The sequence below is a fragment of the Priestia sp. GS2 genome (assembly GCF_036409025.1).
GTDB lineage: Bacteria > Bacillota > Bacilli > Bacillales > Bacillaceae_H > Priestia > Priestia aryabhattai_A.
Genome location: NZ_JAZGJX010000001.1, coordinates 1,904,367 through 1,927,309 on the forward strand (window position 1 = coordinate 1,904,367; position 22,943 = coordinate 1,927,309).

Consider the following 22,943-nt stretch of genomic DNA (forward strand, 5'->3'; position numbering starts at 1 on the left):
ATTTTATACTTTGCAGTTTAAAGGTCAGTTAAAAGAGGTTAATAGAATGCGTGATTTATCATCATTTATTTTTTATTAGTTTTCAAATCAACAAAAAATCCGAACGATTAAGAGGTATCTCTCAATCGTTCGGATAGGTAACTGTTTAACATACCAATATCTCGATCCCCGAACTACTAAAGAAAGTTTCGAATTGTGCCCGCCACAAGTGCATGATCTTCTTCTTGTGACATCCCTGATACTGTCACACTTCCAACTACACCAACATTTTTAATCGATATAGGAAAAGACCCGCCTACCGCTTCAAACTCCTGAGGATCAGCTGCATAAAACTGTTCATAGGAACGGTCTTTTAACTCACAGTATAGTTTCATATAATATGAGCTGTGATGATGACGAAGAACAACATTTGACTTTCGCTTAATCCATTCTTCGTGATCGGGAATGGCACCTTCCATTGCATAATGAAACAAAGTTTGACCATTTCGTTTAATGTTTACCGTGACTGCTTTTCCCTTGCTTTTGGCTGTATCAATGATTGCAGTTCCTATCTGCAAAGCCTGGTCATTTGTAAATTGCTGAAGAACTAATTCTTTTTCTTGCCGAACTACTTTTTCAAGCAGTTTCTCTACCGAATGGTCAGTCAACCTTTTTTCGCCCCTTCGTTAAAATAGACAGCTCGTTTTTCTTTATTACTTTCAAATGCCGCTTCAATCACTTTAATCACATCACGTGCTTCCTCTGCTAAAACGGGAAGCTCATTTCCTCGAAGTAAACTGTCAGCTATTTTTTTATAATAAGTAAGGTAAGATCCGTGGAGGGTTTTAATTTGTTTTTCCTCGCCTTCACCTGTTGTCAATTTTCCGTAATTTTCAGGATTGTCTGCTCCCCACGTATCGTCCTCAGGCTTCTTACCAGACCTTAGCAACTCTTCTTGGCCATCTATACCGTATTTAATGTAGGTTGCTTTTGTTCCATGAACTTGAAAGCGCGGACCGTTGCTTGGCACAATGGCACTTGAGTGCAAAATAACGCGACGGGACCCATATCCAAGCACTAAATGGAAGTAATCATCGGTGCGTGCGCCGTCGCGCTGACCAAACACATCTCCTTGAACAAAGTCAGGCATTCCAAAAAGATCTAAGGCTTGGTCAATTAAATGAGAGCCTAAATCATAAAGAGCTCCTGACCCAGGCCCTTCGTTTTCTCTCCAGCGATCTCGAACAGTCGGACGATAGCGATCGAAGTGAGCCTCATACATCTTAACATCGCCTAATTTTCCTTGTTCAATCAGATGTTTAACAGTTAGATAGTCATTATCCCATCTGCGGTTATGATAAACGCTTAATTTAACATTTTGTTCTTTCGCTAATTGAATTAATTCATTCGCTTCTTTTTCCGATATAACCATCGGTTTTTCAACAATTACATGCTTACCTGCAAGCAGTGCGTCTTCAACCATTTTATAATGCATACCACTAGGTGTTGTAATAATAACTAAATCAATGCTGTCATCCTCTAAAAGTTCAGATAGAGTCCCTACGACCTCAACGTCTTCTAAGTCACCTTTTACTTTTTCAGGATTTGAACTCATGACTTTTGAAATCTGAAATTCTTCCAATACGCTTAAAAGAGGGGTATGAAAGACTGTTGCTGAGAATCCGTATCCTACTAGTCCTACTTTTATTTTTTTCATCTTGTTTCGTCTCCTTTATTAAAATTTGTTACGATAAGCTGCACCTGATTTTGTTCTATTTTTTCTTTTATATCTGCTTCCGGCTCTTTATTCGTAATTAAGACATCAATATCGCTAATATCACATACTCGGTGTAAAAATTCACGTTCAAATTTCTTATGTTCCGCAAGCATAATTACTTGTCTTGCACTTTGAATCATCTGTCTTTTTAAAAAAGATTCTTCTTCACTTGGAGATGTAATACCATCTGCACCGACACCGCACGTACCTAAAAACAGCTGATCTACTTTGTATTCTTGTAAAGTAGAAATGGTTCTTGGCCCCGTAACGTTACGACTTTTACCATTGAACTTTCCGGGTAGTAAAAATATGTCGCACGCCGTATACTGATCCAAAAAATGAATATTATCAATTGAATTTGTAATAACAGTAACGTGCTTTACATCCATGTATTTTGCCATCAATGCAATTGTCGAAGATGTATCTAAGAGCACGTCATACCCCTCAGAAATAAATGAAGCCGCTTCTTTAGCAATTTGTTCTTTCGCTTTTGTAGGTGTTCGTTCACTATAATTTATAATATGACTTGACGATAGCGTCGCCCCGCCTTTTACTCTCATAACCTCACCGTTTTCTTCAAGCTTCACTAAATCACGTCTCGCCGTATCTTTTGAAACGGTAAACATATCGCAAATTTCTTCTAACGTAATGGTACGGTGTTTATGAAGATATTCAACAATCGCACTCATGCGTTGCTCTTGATACACTGAAATACCCTCCTTTTACTTTTATATGAGCTAATTATAGCGAAAAGAAATAAGGAAAACCAGAAAAAAACTTAACTTAATTATTTTTTTTAAGTTTTTAACTTAATTAATGAATCTGTGTTCGTATTTTTTTACACTCGTCCCTATTAGGGATTATTCTTCTGCTCACTTGTGCATCAGCACCTATCATTATGGAATATTCATTGAACGTAGCGAAATAAGCTTGCTTATATAATAAAAAGAACGTTCACAATTGAACGTTCCTTTTACATAAAACATCTTATTATTGAGCTTTCTTTAACTCTACTTGCTGACCGTTAACACCTACAACTGCTTGCTTGATGCGACCTTCTACTTTGTAATCAAACGGTTGTTGAAGCGTCTTTACATAAGCGATTGTAGCTTCTAAATCTTCCGGGCCAACTTCCATATTCTTAGACAGCTCGCCAATTCCGTACTTTGCATTTCCGTACATATAGTTATTTACAACAACTGTATACTCTTTTGTTGGATCCAGTGGCGTTCCATCAGGTAAAGTTAAATCAACTACTTTTAGCGTAGCTGGATCCCATGTGTAATGAAAGCCCGCAACATGAAAATCGAGTCCAGAAGCTGCAATTTGATTATTTAATACCTTTTCAAGATCAGTGCCTGAAAGGGTCACTTTGTTTAAGACATTTCCAAACGGTTGAATAGAGAACAAGTCACCAAACGTTACTTCACCGGCATCAAGCTGAGCACGCACACCACCACCATTCATTAAAGCGAAATCAGAATCCATTGCGTACTTCATTCCATCAGCTAGTAAATTGCCTAACGCAACGTCTCCCACTTCACCGTTTGTCGGGTACCCTTTAGGTAATGTTGTTAATGATTCACCAACAACTTCTGCTTTGATTGGTGCTGTTTTTTCTTCATACTTCTTTAAAATACTTGAAACCGCAGGGTCTGGCGTATAATCCTTTTGATATACAGTCACAATTTCTGCTTGTTTTTTACTAATATCTCCTGTAGTAGGGTCTATTTCAACATCTACATCAGAAAACGCAGAACCGTATGAATACGCTTGAACAATTAATTTATTATCAACAACTTGATTAACTTTTGCATGGTTATGAGCAGCAAAAATCACATCTACTTCATCATCGACTTTTTCTGCAATGTCAGCAGCATCAAACGCATCTGCTCGTCCGTTTTGCACAGATGGGTTATGAGCTAGTACAACAATTGCCTTTACACCTTGGTCTTTTAACTCTTTTGTATACTTGTTAATTGCTGTTGCTTCATCAGTGATTTTTAACGTTTCATTTCCTTTTTGAACAATCATCGAAGGAGTTTCTTGCGTTACAACTCCAATGAAACCAATTTTTTGGCCCCCTACTTCTTTAACTGCGTAAGGCTCGGTAATTAGCTTATTTGTTGAGGTATCATACGCGTTTGCTGCTACAACTGGGAAGTTCATGCCATCGTATCCTGGATTGCCTTTTGGATGATCGCCACCTTTTATCATGCGGTGTAACTCAGCAATTCCCTCATCAAATTCATGGTTTCCAAGCGTACCTACATCAAAGCCCATTGCCTCCATTACTTCAACCGTTGGCTCATCTTGGAACAAAGCTGAAATAAGTGGACTTCCACCAATCATATCCCCTGAATGAACTAAAAGCGTGTTTTCATTTTCTTTTTCACGCTGTTTGATTGCTGCTGCTGTGTACTCCATGCTACCGGCAAGAACACTTTGTCCGTTTAGGGTTAATTTTGTATCCGTATCTAGCTGACCGTGAAGGTCGTTCATTCCTAATAGTTGAACCTTAACCGGATCTGTTGAAGTTCCACCGCTTAGGTTCAGTTTGAAAATTCCAAATCCTTGGTCATTTGTTTTATTTGTGTAAGAAATGTTGCTACCTTCTTTTACATAGCTTTCTCCTTTTGGAGACGATGTAAAGATAACATTCGCTTCTCCTTTAATCGGCGCAATAGACCAATTGTTGTCAGCAGTTGGCGTAATTTCCTTTTGTTCTGTAATATAATCCATTAAGATTTGGCGATTTTCATCTGCCGAATCTACAACTAGCTCACTGCCTTTCAGACCTGGGAAGTTTCCGCCTCCACTTGCACGATAGTTATTTGTTACAACGATAAACTCTTGGTTTAAATCAATTGGCTTACCGTCATACGTTAAGTTCGTAACGCGACTTGAGTTCGCATTAATTACGTTACCATTTCCATCGTATTTAGCTGGCTTCGTTACATCAATTTGATACTGAACACCATCAATTACGTCGAAGTTATATACAGGGAATGACGGGTTTAAAAGCTGCTGCTCTTCCGATTTCCCAGGCGTAATTTGATTAAATTTCCCAGCTGACATTTCAATCCATTCTTTTACAACTGAACCTTTTACTTTAACTGCTTTTAACGTATTATCATACAAATATAAATCGCCTGCGCTGCGAATAGTTAAGTCGCCTTTTTTGATCTCTGTAAATTCATCTACTCCGTTTCGACCAGCTTTAAACGGTGCACCCACTGATAGAATTGGAAGGTCTTTATATTCAGGCTTGTTATCAGCAATATATTTTTCTGCGTACCATTTTTGAGCGTTTGTGACAACTTGAATAGACGGGTCGTCTTGAACAAGCGCAAAGTAGCTGTGAATATCATCCGTTGTTTTACCAATCGGCGTATTTACATAATTTACTGTATCCATATGATCTTTTTGAATTGCTTTTAAAATCTTTTTGTCGGATTCTACCGTACTTTGTGTTACTGTTTTTCCTGTTTGTGGGTCTTTTACATCTTTATAGATCTCTCTTGTTGAAGACTGTGAGTTTATAACGGCCCACTTGCCCTTTTTCTTTTCTAAAGACAGGTCAATTAATCCTAGAGAACCTCCACCATAACCAGCTTGTACCGCTGGCACACCGTTGATTGTTCCTTTTGCATTATCTACGCCTGGAAGCGGCTTTTTATTTGCATCTAAAAATAAGCCATCAAGTGCTGCTTCTGTTTTTGCTGGGAATACTTTATGCGTATGAGAGAATGTAATCGCATCAATACCTTGTACTTCACTTAGCGCATAAATCGTATCTTCAGAGTTATTTTTGTTGCTGCTAAACCCAGAATGAGCTAGAGCAATGACAACATCTGCTCCTTTTTTCTTCATTTCTGGCACAAACTTATTCGCTGTTTCTACAATGTCTTTCGTAATTACTTTACCGTCTAACTTTGCTTTATCCCATTCGTTAATTTGTGGAGGAACAAAACCAATAAAACCTACTTTGATAACATGTTTTTTTCCATTTTCATCTACAACTTTTTTATTTACAATTTTATAAGGTGTAAATTTATTTTTATCATTGTCAGGATTGTTATCATGGTCATCAATATATACATTGGCATTGATGTAAGGGAATTCAGCGTCATTATAAGCTTCTTCCAAATAATCTAAGCCGTAGTTAAATTCATGGTTTCCTAGAGTTGCAACATCGTAATCCATTTCGTTCATTGCTTTAAAAACGGGATGAACTTCACCTTTTTTAAGCGGCTTTACCGTTGCTTTATATGTACCTAACGGTGTGCCTTGAATTAAGTCACCATTATCAACTAATAAACTGTTTTTCACTTCGCTGCGCGCTTGCTTAACAAGCGAAGCCGTCTTCACTAATCCTACTTTTTCATAAGGAGCATCTTTGTAATAATCATAATTTAATAGATTCGTATGAATATCAGTTGTTTCCATTAAGCGCATTTTGACAATTGAATCTTTTTTCCCTGAATGCTTCTCTTTTTTTGCGGATGAATTCTGGTGGTTCTCATGATTACTAGAAGCGGATACAGTAGTTGTTACAATAGGCATTGATAATAATGATAGCGCCAGAGAGGTTGATAATATTTTCTTTGCTTTGTTGTGTTTACTCTTTTTCATGTATCATTCACCTTTCAAGTAGATTAGTAGACTGTTCAAAAAATAGTATAGCAGAAAAGATTTTAATAAGTTGTAAATTTTTCGATTTATTTGTAAACATCTCTTTATGCATTGTTAATATACCTACTTTTTTGGAAACAAAAAGGGAAAACAAGAGTCATTTGTATCGTTTTTATTTTTTTGGATCCTATGTAAAAAAACATCCTTGTACCCTTGCTTTTGTCATATATTCTGACTAAACACAAAAAAATCTAAAATTCTACGAAAGTATTAGCTTATTCGATGAATTAATCAAATGAACAATCAATCAGGATTTCCACCATCAACAAGAAGATAAACCATTATTTTAATAAAATAGCATTCGAATATCAGTTTGATAAGAAACGTTTCCATGACCTAGTTATTTTTACTTATTTTTCATTTTTAATCAAAAAAAAGAACCTAAAACGTCGCTAGATTCTTTTCGTTTCCTACAATTGTTGTATGTCGTTTTGTAATATCTGTATCTCTTTCTCAACTAACGAAACAAATTGTTCGTTTTCTTCAATTTCAAATACGTGTATCGATTTTTGGAGATAGGATAGCCCTTCTTCATTTTTACCAATTTTATATAAGGACTCACCTACTTGGTAATGTAGCTCACCCAATAAATATAACGTTTCATGCTTTACACAAAGTTCTAAGCCAAGCTTCCCGTACTTAATCGATTTTTCATAACGTTCCATTTCACACAACGCTTTTGAGAGTCCATAGAGAATGCGAATTTTCACAAGCGGATCTTTTAACTTTGGAAGAAGCGTAATATGTTGAAGAGCTTCCATATACGTACTAAATGCTTTTTTTAAATGTCCTTCTTCCTCATAAATAATAGCAATACTGTTCAAAATTGCTATTTCCTTTTCAGAATAAAAGTGCTCACTAGTTCGAGTGAACGAAATAGCTCGCTCTAATTTTTCTAGGGCTGTTGGAAAAGAATGATGAATATAATAGTCACAAATCGCTTCATGCCATAAAAAAAACTGAGCATGAAACGGATCTTGAAACATTGGGTTTTCCTTTTCTTTGCTTACTACATGCAACACCATCTCATAATTTCTTTTGCGAATATAATAGCGAATCGTCTCTTTAATTTCTTTAGAATAATCGTTAGGAGTTAGCTCTCCTACTTCAAAAAAATAATTCATGGTTACACCTAGACGCTTTGATATTTTATACAAAATGTCACCTTGAATTGCTTCTGCTCCTGCTTCATACAAATCAAGTTCTTCTTTAGAACATATACCGTCCGAAAGCTCTTCTTGAGATAAATTGGCTATATTTCGTAAATTTTGAATAAGTTTTCCTACATGCTTTCTATCGTTCAAAAAATCACCTTATTTGTTATCAATAAAACCTGTTAAAACAACGTTCTATCATATTTTATAAGTCTATTGTACCATTTTATTCTTTTTTGAATCAACAAAAACAAGAAAATAATTCCAAACATAAAGAGGAAGTAATATTTGCGTATTGAGATTAAGCTCCATATCTACTCCTCGTTTAAAAACAGGAGATGAGGGTAATTTATTCATAAGATCACTTTACTTAAGGAGTTGAAGAGTTTGGTTATTATCTACTTAAGCCTTGCACTTATAATTGTGTCTACTTGTTTTTTCATTTATCGCATTATCACTTTTAAAAAAGAGATAACGCCAACTATGGACCAAATAACAATAGCAAACGAGACTATTCAACATGGTATTTCTTCTATCCAATACCAATCGAATCAGTTATCGGAAACCCAGGCTGCTATTAAAAATGATATTGCTTATAAACAAGCAGCATTTTTATATACAGTTGATACATGTAAAAGAGTAGTAAAAAAAGACGGCTTCCAATAAGAAGCCGTCTTTTTCCTAATCGACCGCTATTTGGTCATTTTTTGTAACAGGAGGTATCGTTCGATCTCGATGATATATCGCGTTAATTTCACCGCCAACAACTAGGATTAAACCGGTTAAGAATAACCATAGCATTAACACGATTACGCCTCCTAAACTTCCATAAGTAGCTGAGTAGTTACCGAAATTACTTACATAAAATGAAAAACCAAGAGACGTAAGCTGCCACAGAAGCGTTGCTGCCACAGCACCAGGCCATACATGTGCAAGAGGAAACTTCTTATTAGGTGCTAACCGGTATAACATAGATAATACAGCAATCGTAATTGTTATACCTATAATCCACCTTAAAACGCTTAAAAACGCCCCAAAGCTAGCTGGCAACCCCCAGCTTACTAGCGCTTTTAAAATAACCCCCCCAAAAACAGGTAAAATAAGTGCCATTACAAGTGTTACAATTAATCCAATTGTTAGGAGTATTGATAAGCCACGCACTTTTATAAATGAACGAGTTTCTTTTACATTATACGCTTCATTCATCGCTCGCATAAATGCGTTCATTCCATTTGATGCTGACCAAATTGTCCCTAAAATACCAATTGTCAACAAGCCACCGTTTGGGTTATTGATAAACTGAACGACATTTTCTTTAAATATATCTGCTGTTTCACCTGGCATAACGCTTTCTAATACGCTTATCGCATCGTTTGTATCAATAGATAAATATGGTATTATTGACAAAAGCAAAATGAGCATCGGAAACAGCGAAAGCATGTAGTAATATGCTTGCTCTGCTGCAAGTCCAGTAGCATTATCCTTTTTAATCTCAGTTATTAGTTTTTTTACAAAACCAATGATGCCTTGCATTGAATCCCCCATTTCATAACTTTTCAACTTGTTCTTTCCCGGTTTCTCTTCTCTGTAATCCTATTTCTTTGCTTCTCTTTGAAGAGGTAACGTACAGCATCGAAACGATCCTCCTGATTTAATAATCTCCGAAATATCAATTTCAACCACTTCAAACCCTCTTTTGCGAAGCGTTTCATTCACTTGATTATTTACAGGTAAACTAATGACCGTTTTATTTCCAATTAAAAATACGTTCGTCCCCAATGTAAACTGCTCTTCTTCCGTTACTTCAATTAAATCAAATCGTTCATTTAATAAAGCGATTTCCTTTTTATCAAGAGCATCGGGATAAATTAACGCTTCTGTTTTAGAAATAATATTAAAAACACAGTCTAAGTGTAAATATCCATCTTTAATAGGAACTGGTATAACGTTCATGTGAGGAAGCTTTGCCTGAACCTGCTTGGTAGCCTCAATAGTCGTTCTACCACTTACGCCAATATAAATATCCTCTCCGTTAATAATTACATCGCCGCCTTCAATTGAGTCATCCCTTACTTGATAATAAGGCAAGTGATGATTGTTTAACCATTCTCTCAAATAGGCTTCTTCACCTTCACGAATATCGCTGCCCATCTTAGAAACAAGAATTACGTCGCCAAGAACATATCCAATATCTCGTGTAAACACTTGTTCTGGAAACCTTTTGTCTGCTTTTAGCTCAATAACGTTAATACCTTGTGTACGAAGATACTGTACAAATGTTTTATGCTGCTTACTAGCTTTGTTTTCATCAATATTTTCTCCAGCATAGTGCTTTTGTGTTTCATTAATGACTTCTTTAATTTCCATATATGTAGGAGGACAAACAATTACTTCTTTTAAAACGTCATATTCCGTTTGACAAAAGAATTTTTTTTCTAGATTCATTAAAACACCTACCCAAATGATTGTATAGTGTAGTGTTCCTTTTTTATGAAGAAAATAAACAAGTTTTTCTTTGTTACAACTGACAATTAATTTGCTACTAAATGTGCCAAATAACTTCTATTTGTATGAGTGATTGTTATAAAATAGGCTAGTAGTTATATAGAAATGGAGGTTATTATGAAAAAGCTATCTACAGTTTTATATCGATATCGTAAACTTTTTTTAGCTATATGGATTGTTTTGATTGTTACATTTGGTTACTTCGCCCTCAAGCTCCCATCTGTCCTTGGAGGTAATGGCTTTGAGATGGACGGTGAATTTAAGCAAACACAACAGCTTCTTGTTGATGAATTTGACGTCAGCGAATCTCAAGCGATTGTTTTATTTGAAACAAACGGTAACGTCTCAAACAAAGAACTTATTAAGAGCGCAAGCAATTACTTAGAGAACATTAATAAAAAGGACTATGTATTAAAAGTTGATGCTCCTTCTCTAGATAGTGATACCGTTGATGGTAACTTTGCGTATGGCATTATTCATTTCAACAAAGCAGCGGTTGATTTAGACAATGAAATGAAGGCGCTTCGAGATATTCCAATTGAAAACGATAAAATTAGCGTGAAACTAACGGGTGAACCTGTTATTGTTCAAGATATGAATACAGCTAGCCAAAAGGATTTAGCAAAGGCTGAAGCAATTGGAATCCCTGTAGCACTCATTGTTTTATTACTTGCTTTTGGTGGCGTGGTTGCAGCTGGTATTCCTTTAATCATCGGCATCGTGACGGTTATTACGACAATGGGAATCGTCTATTTCTTTCATCATGTAACACCATTGTCCATCTTTATCTTAAACGTTGTACCAATGATTGGATTAGCTTTAAGTATTGATTTTGCCCTTCTATTTATTAATCGTTTTAAAGAAGAGCTCGCACATAATAGCGTAGAAAATGCTGTGAAAAAGACCGTTCAAACAGCTGGACGCTCTGTCATTTTCTCTGGACTATGCGTATTCATTGGGCTTGCTGGAATGTTATTCATACAAGTAGACATTTTTCAAAACGTAGCGTTAGGAGGCATGGCTGTTGTATTTGTAGCTGTCTTATCAGCCATTACATTACTGCCAGCTATTCTAGCAATGCTTGGTGAAAAGGTAAATCGATTGCGTATCCTACGCACAAATGATCAATCAGGTCAATCAAAATGGCGTTCTTTTGCTCATTTTGTAATGAAACGACCAGTTATTATGACACTTATGTCCCTTGTTATTTTATTAACAGCTCTTCTTCCTATTAAGGATATGCAGCTGGAAATTCCATCTTCTGAAGCTCTACCAGATAACTATGATTCCAAGAAGGCTTTAGAAATTTACAATGAGCGCTTTACAGATGAAGCCACTACAGACGTCTTCTTTGTATTAAAAAGCAATGAAGATATGTTAGCAGAAGATTCCCTAAATGATGTTGTATCGTTTATTCATCAAATAGAAAAAGATGATTTAGTCGCAAAAGTTGACTCTTTACCTACTGCATTAAAAGTAGATTCCGGGGAAGAACTTAGCCAGCTATTGAACAACCAACAGCTAAAGGCTCAAACCAAGCCCGCAGTTGATACATTTGTAAACAATGATTATATGCTTATCAAAGCAACGTTAGACACGAAACAAAGCTCAAAGGAAGCAAAGGATTTTGTAAAGACGTGGGCCTCTAAAACTCCGGGTGATCTGGAACTGTATGTAGGCGGATATCCAAAGTTTGAACAAGAAATTTTTGATGAAATATACGAAAAAGCTCCTTACGGCTTATTGCTGGTCCTAGCATCTACTTATTTAATCCTTATGATTGCCTTTCGTTCCGTTTTAATTCCATTGAAAGCAATCATTATGAACATTTTAAGCTTAACAGCTACTTTTGGTTTGCTTGTTTGGCTGTTCCAAGGAGGACATCTCGGTTTAACAGAGTCTAATATTGCTTTAGTCCTTCCCGTATTTGTGTTCGGACTAGTATTTGGATTAAGTATGGACTATGAAGTATTCTTAATCTCACGCATTCATGAAGTGTATGAACAAACAGGCGATAATAACCTAGCAACTGTTGAAGGATTAGCTTCAACAAGTAAAATTATTACAAGCGCCGCCCTTATTATGATTGTAATTACAGGTGCATTTGCCTTTACTGGTATTACACCTGTCAAACAAATGGGCGTTGGTATCGCCCTTGCTATCTTTATTGATGCTACGGTTGTTCGAATGCTGCTTGTCCCTTCTCTTATGAAACTATTAGGCAATGCAAACTGGTGGTTTTTTGGAAAAAAAACTACGAAAGCAAACACACAGCTAAGTAAATAAAAAATAACCCTGCAATTTGCAGGGTTATTTTTGGATAGCAAACAAATCTTCTAAACGATCACTCATATAACGATATGAATCTTCAACGCCTAAGTTATAGAACTCAATAGCAATTTTATCAACAAAGAAATCAAGCAGTAAACTCGCTGCTAACTCTCCAATTTCTTCATCACGTTCGTTTAAAAAATATGTTTGAATTTCTTCAATCAATGCTTTCTTTTTTTCTTTTGATATTGTTAAGGCCTGACTCATCCTTGTCTTACCGTTGCGTAAGCAATAATGCCTTCCTCGTCATCTAACTCTAATTCCAAGCCTGTTGAAAATGGATCAATGTTCATCTGTGTATCTAACCATAAACGCAGTGCCTCAATGATATTTAACGTAATATGAACCTGTTTTCGGTCATTTACGTATGACTCGGCTGAAAAGCCATAGTCATCATCATACATCAATTCAATCTCAACTTCGTGAGGTTGCACTTGCTTTTTATCAGCAATATAAAGACACATTGCATTGATAATGTCTTGTTCTGAAATTTTTAGTTTCTCCAAGAGTTCACTTCCTGTTCTTTACGCTTGTTACGTTTAATGCTTTGAAACAGTCGAATGACGATTAAAATAAGTGCTACAATTGCTAATGCATTAATTAAGAAGCCAATTACTGGACCTAATGCACCTAGATTTCCTAACATACTACCAAACAGTAATCCTGCAAGCCCACCGAATAGTAGTCCTTTCATTAAACCACCGCGATTAGAACTTGCTGTGTTCGTTGATTTTGAGTTATTGGTTGTGTTGTTCTTTTGATTTACAGAAGAGTTACTGTTTGTATTATTATTGTTGTTCTTAAACATACTTGGTTGATTGCTGTTTCCGCTATCAAAAGAACGCTTTCCTGATTTATAACCTTTTGCGCTTACAATGGTTGAGCTATCCTGAACCAATGCCCCACCTACTGGTGAAAACATAATCGTAAGCGTTACACAAGCTGCTAGTACTTTTTTCAACATAGATTTTTTCCCCCTACTATATAGTTACATACGCAAAATTTTCTACGTAACTTGTACTACGTTTCATCGTATCAAAAGGTTTCATTTTTTTATATAAAAATGAAACAATTGCCCAAAAACGTTCACAATCTTATCATTTGTTGCCCGCATACCAAAAAGACTGCTCAAATCCATGTTACAAAGGATATGAGCAGTTTCTATAAACCTCGTATTTTATTAATCAATTACTTTTGGATTGTGAATCACTTGTAACTCTTTCGTTGCTTGTTGCATTTCACTTTTACAAAGCGGACAAGTTGGTTGATCACCGCTCTTAAAGTTGTCACGAACCCAACAATTACAGCTATCTGACGTACATTCCCATACTTTTGTTTCTTCAATTACAGCTGGTTCAACATTTTTTCGGTTATACATAGACATAATCTCCTTTTAAAGTAATCTACTATCCGTCTTCATATGGGTATCATCATGAGTTTATTAAAATGGAGCATATCGGTAAATGACCTATCGTGAAGATTTAATATTATCATGAGAGAAACGAATCAAAGATGGAGTATTATTATAAGATTATAAGCGCATGTTTGTCATAAAGCATCTACGCTTATATGAGGATACAATAGTAAAAAAATTACGTATTTTTATTATAGCAGAGTTTAGAAAAAAATTCAATAATACTATATTTTCAGGGAATTGACAACTATATTTTATAAACTACATAAAAGAAACTCAGCATCTCTGCTGAGTTTCTTTTACATAATTACTTTTATGAAATTAGCGTACTTGACCATTTCCGCTCATTACATACTTAATCGTTGTTAGCGCCGGTAAGCCCATTGGTCCTCTTGCGTGAAGTTTTTGAGTTGAAATTCCAATTTCTGCTCCAAAACCAAGCGCACCACCGTCTGTAAAGCGAGTTGAAGCATTATGGTAAAGAGCTGCTGCATCTACTAACGCCATAAACTTCTTCACAACACTTTCATCTTCTGTAATTACAGCTTCTGAATGCTTCGTCCCATATACTTCAATGTGTTCAATTGCTTCATCTACGTTTGAAACAACCTTCATAGCAATTGCAAGGCGTAAATACTCCTCTGCCCAATCCGTTTCTTTTGCTTCTTTAGCACCAGGAATTGTAGAAACTGTTAGCTCATCACCAAATACTTCAATATTAAAGTCTTTAAACGCTTGAATTAAACGGCTGCTGTTTTGCTCAAGCCACTTTTCATGAACTAATACCGTCTCAGCTGCGTTACATACCGCTGGGCGATCTGTTTTAGCATTGATTAGAATTGAAATAGCTTTTTCAACGTCTGCATGTTCATCGATGTAAAGGTGACAGTTCCCTACTCCTGTTTCTAATACAGGAACAGTGGCATTGTTTACAACAGCCTGGATTAATGATGCACCGCCACGTGGAATTAATACGTCAATATGCTCTTTCATCGTAAAGAGCTGCTGCGTTGCTTCACGATTTGTGCTTGCAATAAACTGGACAGCTTCTTTAGGAATTTCTGTTTTATCTAATGCTTTATGCATGACTTCGACAATGGCTTTGTTGGAATGGATGGCAGACGAGCCACCTTTTAATACAATTGCATTACCTGATTTTAACGCCAGACCTGTAGCATCCACCGTTACGTTCGGTCTCGCTTCATAAATCATTCCAATTACTCCAAGCGGAACGCGAACTTGTTTAACATTTAGACCATTTTCGAGCGTCCATTCAGTTAAGATATCTCCAGTTGGGTCATCAAGCTTTGATACCTGCCTTAATCCATCTGCAAAGTCTTTTACACGTTCAACAGATAATGCTAAACGATCCATTAATGCATCATCAAAACCTTTTTCTTTTCCATTTTCTAAATCTTTTTCATTGGCTTTTAAAATGTCATCCGTGTGCTCTTCAAGTACATCTGCAATTGTTAAAAGCGCTTTGTTTTTTTGCTCTGTTGTTAATAGACTAAGCTGTTTTGCACCTTTTTTAGCTAACACCGCTTGTTGCTTAACCGAAATATCTGCCTTTACCTGTACCACAAAATCACTCCTGGATAAGATTTACAATATTTTTTTAATATTATGATTATTTTTTTTACATCATTATACCATAGATTTGTTGCTCTTCGATTGATTAATTAAAGACCCACAGGAATCGGAATTTCGACGTGACAAACCAATCCTTCACTGTCAACCACAGGTTCATTGATTTCTTGGTTTTGAGCCAATTCTTCGGAAGAATAGTTCGAAACACCTAATGCAAGCTCTTGCTCATCAACATCTAAGATTCTAACAACTGAGTCTTCTTCAAAATGACCTTTTATAAACTTAATATGCTCTCGTAGGAGCGGCTTCTTTTCCTCTACAATAACCGTTCTTGCTTCGTCTTTAATAACTATTTCCCCTTCAGGTCCTGAGTTAAACGCAATCCACTGTTCTTTTTGACTTAAGTTAACAGCATCTTCTCCGGCTTCAAAATACGTTCCAACTGCTTCACCTAACACGGCTTCTGTTAAAATATTTGGAACTCCTGCTTTTCCAAGGAATGACGGAATTCCAGAAGCCATTGAAATTTTAAATGCATCGATTTTTGATCGCATACCACCTGTACCAACTGAACTTCCAGAGTCTCCAGCGCCTTCTTCAATTTCTGGCGTAATTTCAGATACATGTGATAATAACTCTGCATCTGGATTTTCACGAGGATCTGCGCTGTATAGTCCGTCAATATCAGATAGGATAATAAGTAGATCCGAATCAACTAATCCTGCAACTTTAGCAGATAACGTATCATTATCCCCGAACTTCAGACGGTTAATAGTTACCGTATCGTTCTCATTAACAATTGGGACAATTCCTCGCTCTAACAAGACGTTAATGGTATTACGTGCATTGTTATATCTGCTTTCGTCAGAAAAATCATCCCTTGTAATTAAGATTTGTGACGCCACGTAACCATGAGATAAGAACAGCTCGGAATATGCTTCCATTAAAAGTCCTTGGCCAATGGATGCAGCCGCTTGTTTTTCAGGTAATGAGCTAGGTCTTTCTAAACAACCAAGCTTTCTGTATCCTGCCGCTACCGCACCCGATGAAACAAGCAGCACCTCATGACCTTGATCTTTCAATTCAACTACTTGGTCAACAAGGCGCTCCAATTTCTTTCGACTAATCTCACCGTGTGAACTTGTTAAAGAACTGCTTCCAATCTTAATTACAACCCGCTTCTTACCATCGGGACTCATCAAATCACTCCTAGTTAATTCATTTCGTTTGTTTATTTTATTGATTTATAAATATGAGGGTAATAACGAAGAATATGAAGTTATGGTTTGCTGGATACCTTTTCAAGCTGTTCACTCATTTCTTTTGAACGGTTTGATGCTCCTTTTACCGCGCGCATAATTGCCGTGCCGCCACCATGTTCTTCAAGTGCTTTCAAGCCTGCTGCTGTTGTGCCGTTTGGAGACGTTACGTTTTCCCGAAGCTCTGTTGGCGTTTCGTCGCGCTCCATCATCATTCTTGCCGCACCATATATGGTTTGTGCTCCGATTGCTCTGGCTACTTCTGGATCTAACCCCTCTTCTTTGGCTACTTTTTCAATATGCTCCATTAAGAAATAAAAGTACGCTGGTCCACTACCGGCAATGCCTGTGAAAATGTCCATTTGTTTCTCATCAATAACGTAAACTTGACCAATTGACGATAGTAGCTCTTTTGTTAAAATGACTGAATCCATTGCTGTATATTGTCCTGGAGATATTGCTGTAGCAGATTGTTGAATCATACTTGAGGTATTTGGCATCACTCGAACAACTTGTTGTTCTTCATGCAATAGATCTTCCATAAAGGCTGTTGAAATACCAGCTAGCACTGATAAAACAACTTGATCTTTTGTGATATTGGGTTTTAAAGAGGATAATGCTTGCTCAGCATCTTTTGGTTTCATTGCTAAAATGAACACATCAATATCCGTCATGTCTAAATTAGCTCTTTTTCTTGTTTGAATACCGTATTTATTTTCCAATTCTAAGAGGCGTTCTTCATTGCTGCGGTTTGTTACCACAATATTTTTTGCTGGAACAATGTTAGAATCAATCATACCAGAAATCATTGCTTCTGCCATTGACCCGGCACCTAGAAAAGCAATCTTTTTTGTTTTAATCATCAAATCTCCCCTGTCAAATGTTCGTATTTTTGTTCGTATTCTTTCAACGGTAACTATCGTAACACGCTCAAAATGACTGTCAACCTGTCGACAAGGTAGAAATAATGCTATCAGCACATAGTACAAAAGAGATGAAAACGAATTCAAAATTATTTTTCAACAAATTTCTCTATTAGAAAATCCTCCAGAAATCGACTTTTTTTGCTACTTTTATGTTTATGCTTGATAATTGAGGGTAAATTACTTATTTTGGATGTTTTTCAATAATTATAAAGAAATTTACAAAACAGGATTTGAACAGACCTTAAGATTTGCTAAAATACATATATGGATATTTTAGAATTTTTTTCTTTATTTACCTCATTTAAGAATTTCTAATGAGATTTCAGTCTGTAGATAATGATTAGCTTTCTACTCAATGACAGATGAAGAAAACTTTCGCTGACCATTAATACATTTATACTATTATCGGTAAAATTCACTCCTAACATATAGAAAACAGAATTTCACCGGAACTTGGAGGTCACAATATGAAAAACAAAACGTTTTCTACCATCTTATCACCTGAAGTACATAACCAAAAAGCCATCCATGTCGTAGGAATTGGGGCTTCGGCTGGTGGTCTAGATGCAATTGAGCAATTTTTTGCAAATATGCCTTCTTCAAACGGCATGGCTTTTATTGTTATTCAGCATTTATCATCAAAATATAAAAGTTTTATGCCCGAGCTTTTAGCCAAAAAAACCAATATGGATATTGTTCAAATTGAAGACGGTATGACGTTACAAGAAAATACTGTTTACCTAGCTGCTCCTCACTATTTTGTTACTTTAAAAGGCTCTGTATTAGAGCTAACACCTTACGATCAAAATGAACAAGTGAAATTTCCAATTGATAAACTCTTTTCATCTTTAGCTTTGAGTCATAAAACAAACTGCACGGCCGTTATTCTATCTGGAAAAGGAAACGATGGGACAGAAGGCGCTAAGCTGATTCGCGCAGAAGGCGGAACCGTTTTAGTTCAGGATGAAACAACTGCAAAATACCCAGATATGCCTCATAGCGCAGTCCAAGCTCACTTAGCTGATTATATTCTTTCACCCTCAGCTATGCCTGAACTAATTCAAAACAATCTACTAAACTATGACTTTCAATACAATGAAGAAACTCTTCAATATATTTTCACATTAATAAAAAAGAAAACTGGAATTGATTTTTCTCTTTACAAAAAAAATAGCGTGCTTAGGCGCATTGAAAAGCGAATGTCTTTATTAGATACTCCATGTGAGACGCTGGAAGTTTATCGAGATTATTTAAATGCTCATCCTGTTGAAATTGTTGATCTTCAGCGTGATTTATTAATTGGCGTAACGCAATTTTTGAGGGATAAAGAAGCTTTTTCATTAATTGAAGAACAGGTAATCCCCAAGATTGTAAATCGAAAAATTGAGCGTAAAGAAGATGAAATTCGCATTTGGGTTGCAGGCTGCTCCACTGGCCAAGAGGCTTACTCACTAGCTATTCTATTTCATCAATATTTATCAACTGTTAACCATTATTTCGATGTTCGAATCTTTGCAACAGATATTGACAAGCAAGCGATTAAAGTTGCGAGTCAGGGAATTTATACAGAAGATAACTTAAGCGTGTTTTCAGAAGAACAAATCAGTCAGTACTTTGAACCAACAAAGCATAATTCTTATCAAGTAAAAAAAAGCATTCGCAAAATGATTGTATTTGCTCCACATAATATTGCAAAGGATTCACCGTTTGTTAACGTTGACTTAATTAGCTGTCGGAATATGTTGATTTACTTTCAAGCTGAGTTACAGCAGCGAATTTTATCGCTCTTCCACTTTTCATTGACAGATGAAGGGACTTTATTCTTAGGACCTAGCGAAACAACAGGAAAGCTATCTAACTTATTTCAACCTATCAGTAACAAGTGGAAAGTATTCAAAAGCACAGGTCAACCGAACAGACAGCTAGCTAGCTCATTTAAATTATCAAAGTCAATTTCTAACGACTCAACAATGACACATGCGCCAATACCTAACCAGCTTTATAAACCACTTCCTTCTTTGCAGTTGGATAGCATGTATCAAGCATTAATCAATAACTTTATGAGTCCTTGTCTTGTTTTAAATGAATATAATGAAGTAATTTTCTGCTCTAAAGACGCTACAAAGCTAATTAATGTCCCAGCTGGAAAAATTCATTACACAATCTTTAAAATGGTTCCCGTACACGTTTCATTAGCGATTGGAGCTGCTATAAAACGTGTCAAAGAGCAAGGAATTAGCGTTTGTTGTCAAGATATTGACTTTATTATTGATGGATCTACAAGACGGTTTAATTTGACCGTCTCTTCGTTTCCAACAAATGATTCACTCCACCTGCTCGTATTTGACGAGCAAGAAGTAATTGGTACTTCTGCTATAGAAGAGACTTTGTACTTAAATCAAACAAGTACTATTAATGAATTATTAATTGATTTAGAGCAAGAGCTACACTATACGCAACAGCATTTACAAACAACGATTGAAGAATTAGAAACAACAAATGAAGAATTAAAATCAACAAATGAGGAGCTAATTGCTTCTAACGAAGAACTTCAGTCTACAAACGAAGAACTTCAATCTGTCAACGAAGAACTGATTAGCGTTAATAATCAATATGAACGCAAAATTGACGAATTAACAGATTTGAATAATGATATTGACAATCTATTAATTAGTACAACTATTGCTACAATCTTTTTAGATGATCAGCTTCATATCAAACTGTTTACACCGGAAACGAAAAAGGTTATTAACGTGCTACATCAGGATGTTGGAAGGCCTTTCTTTCATATTTCCCATAACCTGCGTTATAACAACTTAGTTGATGATGCTCGCTATGTACTGCAGTCAAACGAAACCATTCACAAAGAAATTCAAAGTGATAACGGACAGTGGTACAGTATGAAAATGATGCCTTATCGCACAACAGAAAACTTAATTAACGGCGTGGTTATTACATTCATTGATATTACGGAAATTAAGCGTTCAAATGAAGAGCTAGCAATTACTTCGTTTGCTGTTGCCCATAGCCCAACAAGTATCTTTATTACGGATCATCAAGGTCAAATTAAATATATGAATCAAAAGTTCACAGAATACAAAGTTGATTTTAAAGAAATGTTTGGCATGCACGTATACGACTTTTATACAAAGCAGCTAGGAGTTAAAAACTTCCCTTCTATCTGGAATGAAGTATATCGTGGAAAGAAATGGAATGGTGAGATTTCTTATACAAACGATGACAGTGAAGCCGTTTGGCAGCGTTTATTATTAATGCCGATTAAAAATGAAGCAAATGAAGTGCTTCATTACATTGGATTAAGCGAGGATATCTCTCAGCACAAACAATCTGAAATCATGCTGAAAAATTCTGAAATGCTATCTGCTTTAGGACAGCTAGCAGCTGGAATTGCGCATGAAATCCGCAATCCCTTAACGTCATTAAAAGGCTTTTTGCAGTTGATGCTTCAAGAAGAAAAGTACAAAAAAGAATATATTGACGTAATGATGTCAGAGTTTAACCGTTTGGAACTCATTATCAGCGAGCTATTGATTTTAGCGAAGCCTGAAGTGGTAAAGTATGAGCACAAAAACATTAGCACAATCTTAATGGATGTCTGTACCCTTCTTCATACACAAGCCATTATGAAAAACATTACAATTACTAGTAATATTGCTGATGACCTTCCTACAATGTATTGTATTGAAAAAGATATGAAGCAAGTATTTATTAATATGGTGAAGAATGCAATTGAGGCAATGGACAATCCAGGTTCAATTTACGTTAATGCAAACTATGACCTTACGGATCAACGAATTGTTGTACATGTTATTGATGAAGGTAAAGGAATGCCAAAAGAACGTTTAAAAAGAATTAGCGAACCATTCTTTACTACCAAAGAAAAAGGAACAGGGCTTGGACTAATGGTGAGTCATAAAATCATTAGCAATCACAAAGGAACCATTTTCTATGATAGTGAAGAAAACAAAGGTACTACCGTTGAGATACGCTTACCCCTCTCTTAATTAACGGCGGCATTCTTTTCATTTAATTGACATAAAAGCTCGTCTATAATTTCATGTGTATGTGAAAGCTGAGTAACGATTAAATCGAAGTACTCAGCTTTTTCAGCTTCAATTACATCCGGATGAATAATCGTCAATAAATCTAATACCGTCTTTACATTTCTTTTCATTTCCCGTAGCTGACGCTTAGATGAGAGTGAATGAAGCTGAGTAATGGTGTCTTGATCTTCTTCAATAACAGTCAATGTTTGCTTTGCATGTTCTGGCTCTTGAATAATCATACTTCTAAATTGGTTTAGCGTTGACTGAATATTTGTCATATATTCATGAACGGGATAACAAATAAATACATCCTGGTTATTATACGCTGCTGGTTTATAGTAAACATCAAATAAAGCAACCGGATTATCAAACGTAACCATATTAAGTTCCACACGCTTTTCTTCTCGTTCTCGAACGAGAGTTTTTAGCTTTTGATGACTATCTTTATCAATTATGTCGGCTATTTCATGAGCTGGTAAAAATGTTTTAGTAACGCTCGGTGTAAAATCAATGATTCGTCCATTTTTATCCACAATAAATAACGGAACGGGAATAGCTTCAAGCGATAATGACGTCATATTTTTTCCCCCGATACAAGAGACTGCTTCAGTGCGTTTTCAAGCAGCCACTGCTCAAATTGTTCAACCTTATTAATAAATACGGTTTGTGTTGAACCATATCCAGTTAGATCATAATGTTGAAGTAACCTACCACCTACTAAAACAGTCGGTGGATAAGCTAAACTTTCTATTTCGTTAATGTATTGCTTTAAGCTTGGCAACAAATGTACCTGTGAAATAGATATTCCAACAACTTCTGGCTTCCACTTTTCAATGCTGTTAATAGCGTATGGTAAAGGAAGATTAGCTCCTAAATTTTTCACTTCCCACCTATATTCTTCAAGCAAAGACGCCAACATCTTCAGACCGATATAGTGCTCTTCTCCTTCGACACAAAAAAGCAAAGCACGCTTGCTTGGAAGCTTATCTTTGTTCAACGTAAACTGTAGTCGAGCAAGTACATAATCACATGTCGCGGTAGCCAAATGTTCATCAGCAACTGAAATTTTATTCTCTTGCCACCATTGTCCAATCTGATACATAGCATTGGTTATTAAAAGATACGTATCCAATAAGGACGAACCATTTTCTAGATATGAACCCACGATCAACCAACTTTTTTGTATCTTCCCTTCTACAAGTGATTTTGCTAATACTAAGGGGGCTTGGTTGTCCAAAGTGAACAC

19 protein-coding genes are annotated in these 22,943 nt (G+C 36.1%); 3 read left to right on the plus strand and 16 right to left on the minus strand.

The genetic code is table 11. The features are described 5' to 3' along the window. Window positions 1-176: 176 nt before the first annotated feature. The 5 genes from V2145_RS09975 to V2145_RS09995 form a co-directional block, all read right to left on the minus strand. Window positions 177-647, minus strand: a complete 471-nt coding sequence (locus V2145_RS09975) for a heme-degrading domain-containing protein (RefSeq protein ID WP_330987650.1) — start codon at window positions 645-647, stop codon at window positions 177-179. Beyond that, the gene (locus V2145_RS09980) at window positions 644-1,696 is read right to left on the minus strand and encodes an oxidoreductase (protein ID WP_330987651.1); all 1,053 of its coding nucleotides are present in this window, start codon (window positions 1,694-1,696) and stop codon (window positions 644-646) included. Before V2145_RS09980 ends, V2145_RS09975 begins: the two co-directional genes overlap by 4 nt. Next, the gene (locus V2145_RS09985; protein WP_330987652.1) at window positions 1,693-2,463 is read right to left on the minus strand and encodes a DeoR/GlpR family DNA-binding transcription regulator; all 771 of its coding nucleotides are present in this window, start codon (window positions 2,461-2,463) and stop codon (window positions 1,693-1,695) included. The genes V2145_RS09980 and V2145_RS09985 overlap by 4 nt, the downstream gene beginning before the upstream one ends. Before the next feature lie 283 nt (window positions 2,464-2,746). Then, window positions 2,747-6,391 (minus strand): bifunctional 2',3'-cyclic-nucleotide 2'-phosphodiesterase/3'-nucleotidase, encoded by a 3,645-nt coding sequence (locus tag V2145_RS09990; protein WP_330987653.1) that lies wholly within the window; start codon window positions 6,389-6,391, stop codon window positions 2,747-2,749. 470 nt (window positions 6,392-6,861) lie between these two features. Then, the gene (locus V2145_RS09995) at window positions 6,862-7,755 is read right to left on the minus strand and encodes a helix-turn-helix domain-containing protein (RefSeq protein ID WP_330987654.1); all 894 of its coding nucleotides are present in this window, start codon (window positions 7,753-7,755) and stop codon (window positions 6,862-6,864) included. Window positions 7,756-7,992: 237 nt separating this feature from the next. Between V2145_RS09995 and V2145_RS10000 the strand changes: the two genes are divergently transcribed. Further along, window positions 7,993-8,271 (plus strand): hypothetical protein, encoded by a 279-nt coding sequence (locus V2145_RS10000; RefSeq protein WP_330987655.1) that lies wholly within the window; start codon window positions 7,993-7,995, stop codon window positions 8,269-8,271. A gap of 15 nt (window positions 8,272-8,286) precedes the next feature. Here V2145_RS10000 and V2145_RS10005 read toward each other — a convergent pair whose 3' ends face one another. Continuing rightward, a complete protein-coding gene (locus V2145_RS10005; RefSeq protein ID WP_330988135.1) occupies window positions 8,287-9,138 on the minus strand; it encodes a YihY/virulence factor BrkB family protein in 852 nt (283 codons plus the stop codon). Window positions 9,139-9,198: 60 nt separating this feature from the next. Further along, window positions 9,199-10,050: a dimethylarginine dimethylaminohydrolase family protein gene (locus V2145_RS10010; RefSeq protein ID WP_330987656.1), complete on the minus strand. Its 852-nt coding sequence runs from the start codon at window positions 10,048-10,050 to the stop codon at window positions 9,199-9,201. A gap of 177 nt (window positions 10,051-10,227) precedes the next feature. Between V2145_RS10010 and V2145_RS10015 the strand changes: the two genes are divergently transcribed. Next, entirely contained in the window at window positions 10,228-12,396 is a 2,169-nt protein-coding gene (locus V2145_RS10015) for an MMPL family transporter (protein WP_330987657.1), read from the plus strand. Window positions 12,397-12,420: 24 nt separating this feature from the next. Here V2145_RS10015 and V2145_RS10020 read toward each other — a convergent pair whose 3' ends face one another. From V2145_RS10020 to proC, 7 genes are all read right to left on the minus strand, one after another. Further along, window positions 12,421-12,648, minus strand: a complete 228-nt coding sequence (locus V2145_RS10020; RefSeq protein ID WP_094909948.1) for a DUF2164 domain-containing protein — start codon at window positions 12,646-12,648, stop codon at window positions 12,421-12,423. Next, window positions 12,645-12,947: a YxcD family protein gene (locus V2145_RS10025; RefSeq protein ID WP_094909947.1), complete on the minus strand. Its 303-nt coding sequence runs from the start codon at window positions 12,945-12,947 to the stop codon at window positions 12,645-12,647. Before V2145_RS10025 ends, V2145_RS10020 begins: the two co-directional genes overlap by 4 nt. Continuing rightward, complete coding sequence (locus V2145_RS10030) at window positions 12,935-13,405, minus strand: hypothetical protein (protein WP_094909946.1); 471 nt, start codon at window positions 13,403-13,405, stop codon at window positions 12,935-12,937. The genes V2145_RS10025 and V2145_RS10030 overlap by 13 nt, the downstream gene beginning before the upstream one ends. 216 nt (window positions 13,406-13,621) lie before the next feature. Then, window positions 13,622-13,819 carry a cold-shock protein gene (locus tag V2145_RS10035; protein WP_094909945.1) on the minus strand — a complete coding sequence of 66 codons (198 nt, stop codon included), beginning with the start codon at window positions 13,817-13,819 and terminating at the stop codon, window positions 13,622-13,624. A 357-nt stretch (window positions 13,820-14,176) separates the two neighbouring features. Then, entirely contained in the window at window positions 14,177-15,439 is a 1,263-nt protein-coding gene (locus V2145_RS10040; protein WP_094909944.1) for a glutamate-5-semialdehyde dehydrogenase, read from the minus strand. A gap of 98 nt (window positions 15,440-15,537) precedes the next feature. Continuing rightward, window positions 15,538-16,644, minus strand: coding sequence for a glutamate 5-kinase (gene proB, locus V2145_RS10045; protein ID WP_094909943.1), 1,107 nt, complete (start codon window positions 16,642-16,644; stop codon window positions 15,538-15,540). Window positions 16,645-16,724: 80 nt separating this feature from the next. After that, window positions 16,725-17,567: a pyrroline-5-carboxylate reductase gene (gene proC, locus V2145_RS10050; RefSeq protein ID WP_094909942.1), complete on the minus strand. Its 843-nt coding sequence runs from the start codon at window positions 17,565-17,567 to the stop codon at window positions 16,725-16,727. 530 nt (window positions 17,568-18,097) lie between these two features. Between proC and V2145_RS10055 the strand changes: the two genes are divergently transcribed. Continuing rightward, complete coding sequence (locus tag V2145_RS10055) at window positions 18,098-21,655, plus strand: CheR family methyltransferase (RefSeq protein WP_330987658.1); 3,558 nt, start codon at window positions 18,098-18,100, stop codon at window positions 21,653-21,655. Here the strand turns inward: V2145_RS10055 and V2145_RS10060 are convergent. Together V2145_RS10060 and V2145_RS10065 are read right to left on the minus strand one after the other, a co-directional pair. Beyond that, entirely contained in the window at window positions 21,652-22,275 is a 624-nt protein-coding gene (locus tag V2145_RS10060; protein ID WP_131886806.1) for a hypothetical protein, read from the minus strand. The genes V2145_RS10055 and V2145_RS10060 overlap by 4 nt on opposite strands. Continuing rightward, window positions 22,272-22,934: a cobalamin B12-binding domain-containing protein gene (locus tag V2145_RS10065; RefSeq protein ID WP_094909939.1), complete on the minus strand. Its 663-nt coding sequence runs from the start codon at window positions 22,932-22,934 to the stop codon at window positions 22,272-22,274. The genes V2145_RS10060 and V2145_RS10065 overlap by 4 nt, the downstream gene beginning before the upstream one ends. Window positions 22,935-22,943 lie beyond the last annotated feature (9 nt).

What these genes read in the sequence shown, in the direction of transcription:
- V2145_RS10020 (WP_094909948.1), bottom strand. Translation starts at nt 12,648, where the DNA reads ATGAGTCAGGCCTTAACAATATCAAAAGAAAAAAAGAAAGCATTGATT.
- V2145_RS10015 (WP_330987657.1), top strand. Translation starts at nt 10,228, where the DNA reads ATGAAAAAGCTATCTACAGTTTTATATCGATATCGTAAACTTTTTTTA.
- proB (WP_094909943.1), bottom strand. Translation starts at nt 16,644, where the DNA reads ATGAGTCCCGATGGTAAGAAGCGGGTTGTAATTAAGATTGGAAGCAGT.
- V2145_RS10035 (WP_094909945.1), bottom strand. Translation starts at nt 13,819, where the DNA reads ATGTATAACCGAAAAAATGTTGAACCAGCTGTAATTGAAGAAACAAAA.
- V2145_RS10055 (WP_330987658.1), top strand. Translation starts at nt 18,098, where the DNA reads ATGAAAAACAAAACGTTTTCTACCATCTTATCACCTGAAGTACATAAC.
- V2145_RS10005 (WP_330988135.1), bottom strand. Translation starts at nt 9,138, where the DNA reads ATGCAAGGCATCATTGGTTTTGTAAAAAAACTAATAACTGAGATTAAA.
- V2145_RS10030 (WP_094909946.1), bottom strand. Translation starts at nt 13,405, where the DNA reads ATGTTGAAAAAAGTACTAGCAGCTTGTGTAACGCTTACGATTATGTTT.
- V2145_RS09980 (WP_330987651.1), bottom strand. Translation starts at nt 1,696, where the DNA reads ATGAAAAAAATAAAAGTAGGACTAGTAGGATACGGATTCTCAGCAACA.
- V2145_RS10060 (WP_131886806.1), bottom strand. Translation starts at nt 22,275, where the DNA reads ATGACGTCATTATCGCTTGAAGCTATTCCCGTTCCGTTATTTATTGTG.
- V2145_RS09990 (WP_330987653.1), bottom strand. Translation starts at nt 6,391, where the DNA reads ATGAAAAAGAGTAAACACAACAAAGCAAAGAAAATATTATCAACCTCT.
- proC (WP_094909942.1), bottom strand. Translation starts at nt 17,567, where the DNA reads ATGATTAAAACAAAAAAGATTGCTTTTCTAGGTGCCGGGTCAATGGCA.
- V2145_RS10010 (WP_330987656.1), bottom strand. Translation starts at nt 10,050, where the DNA reads ATGAATCTAGAAAAAAAATTCTTTTGTCAAACGGAATATGACGTTTTA.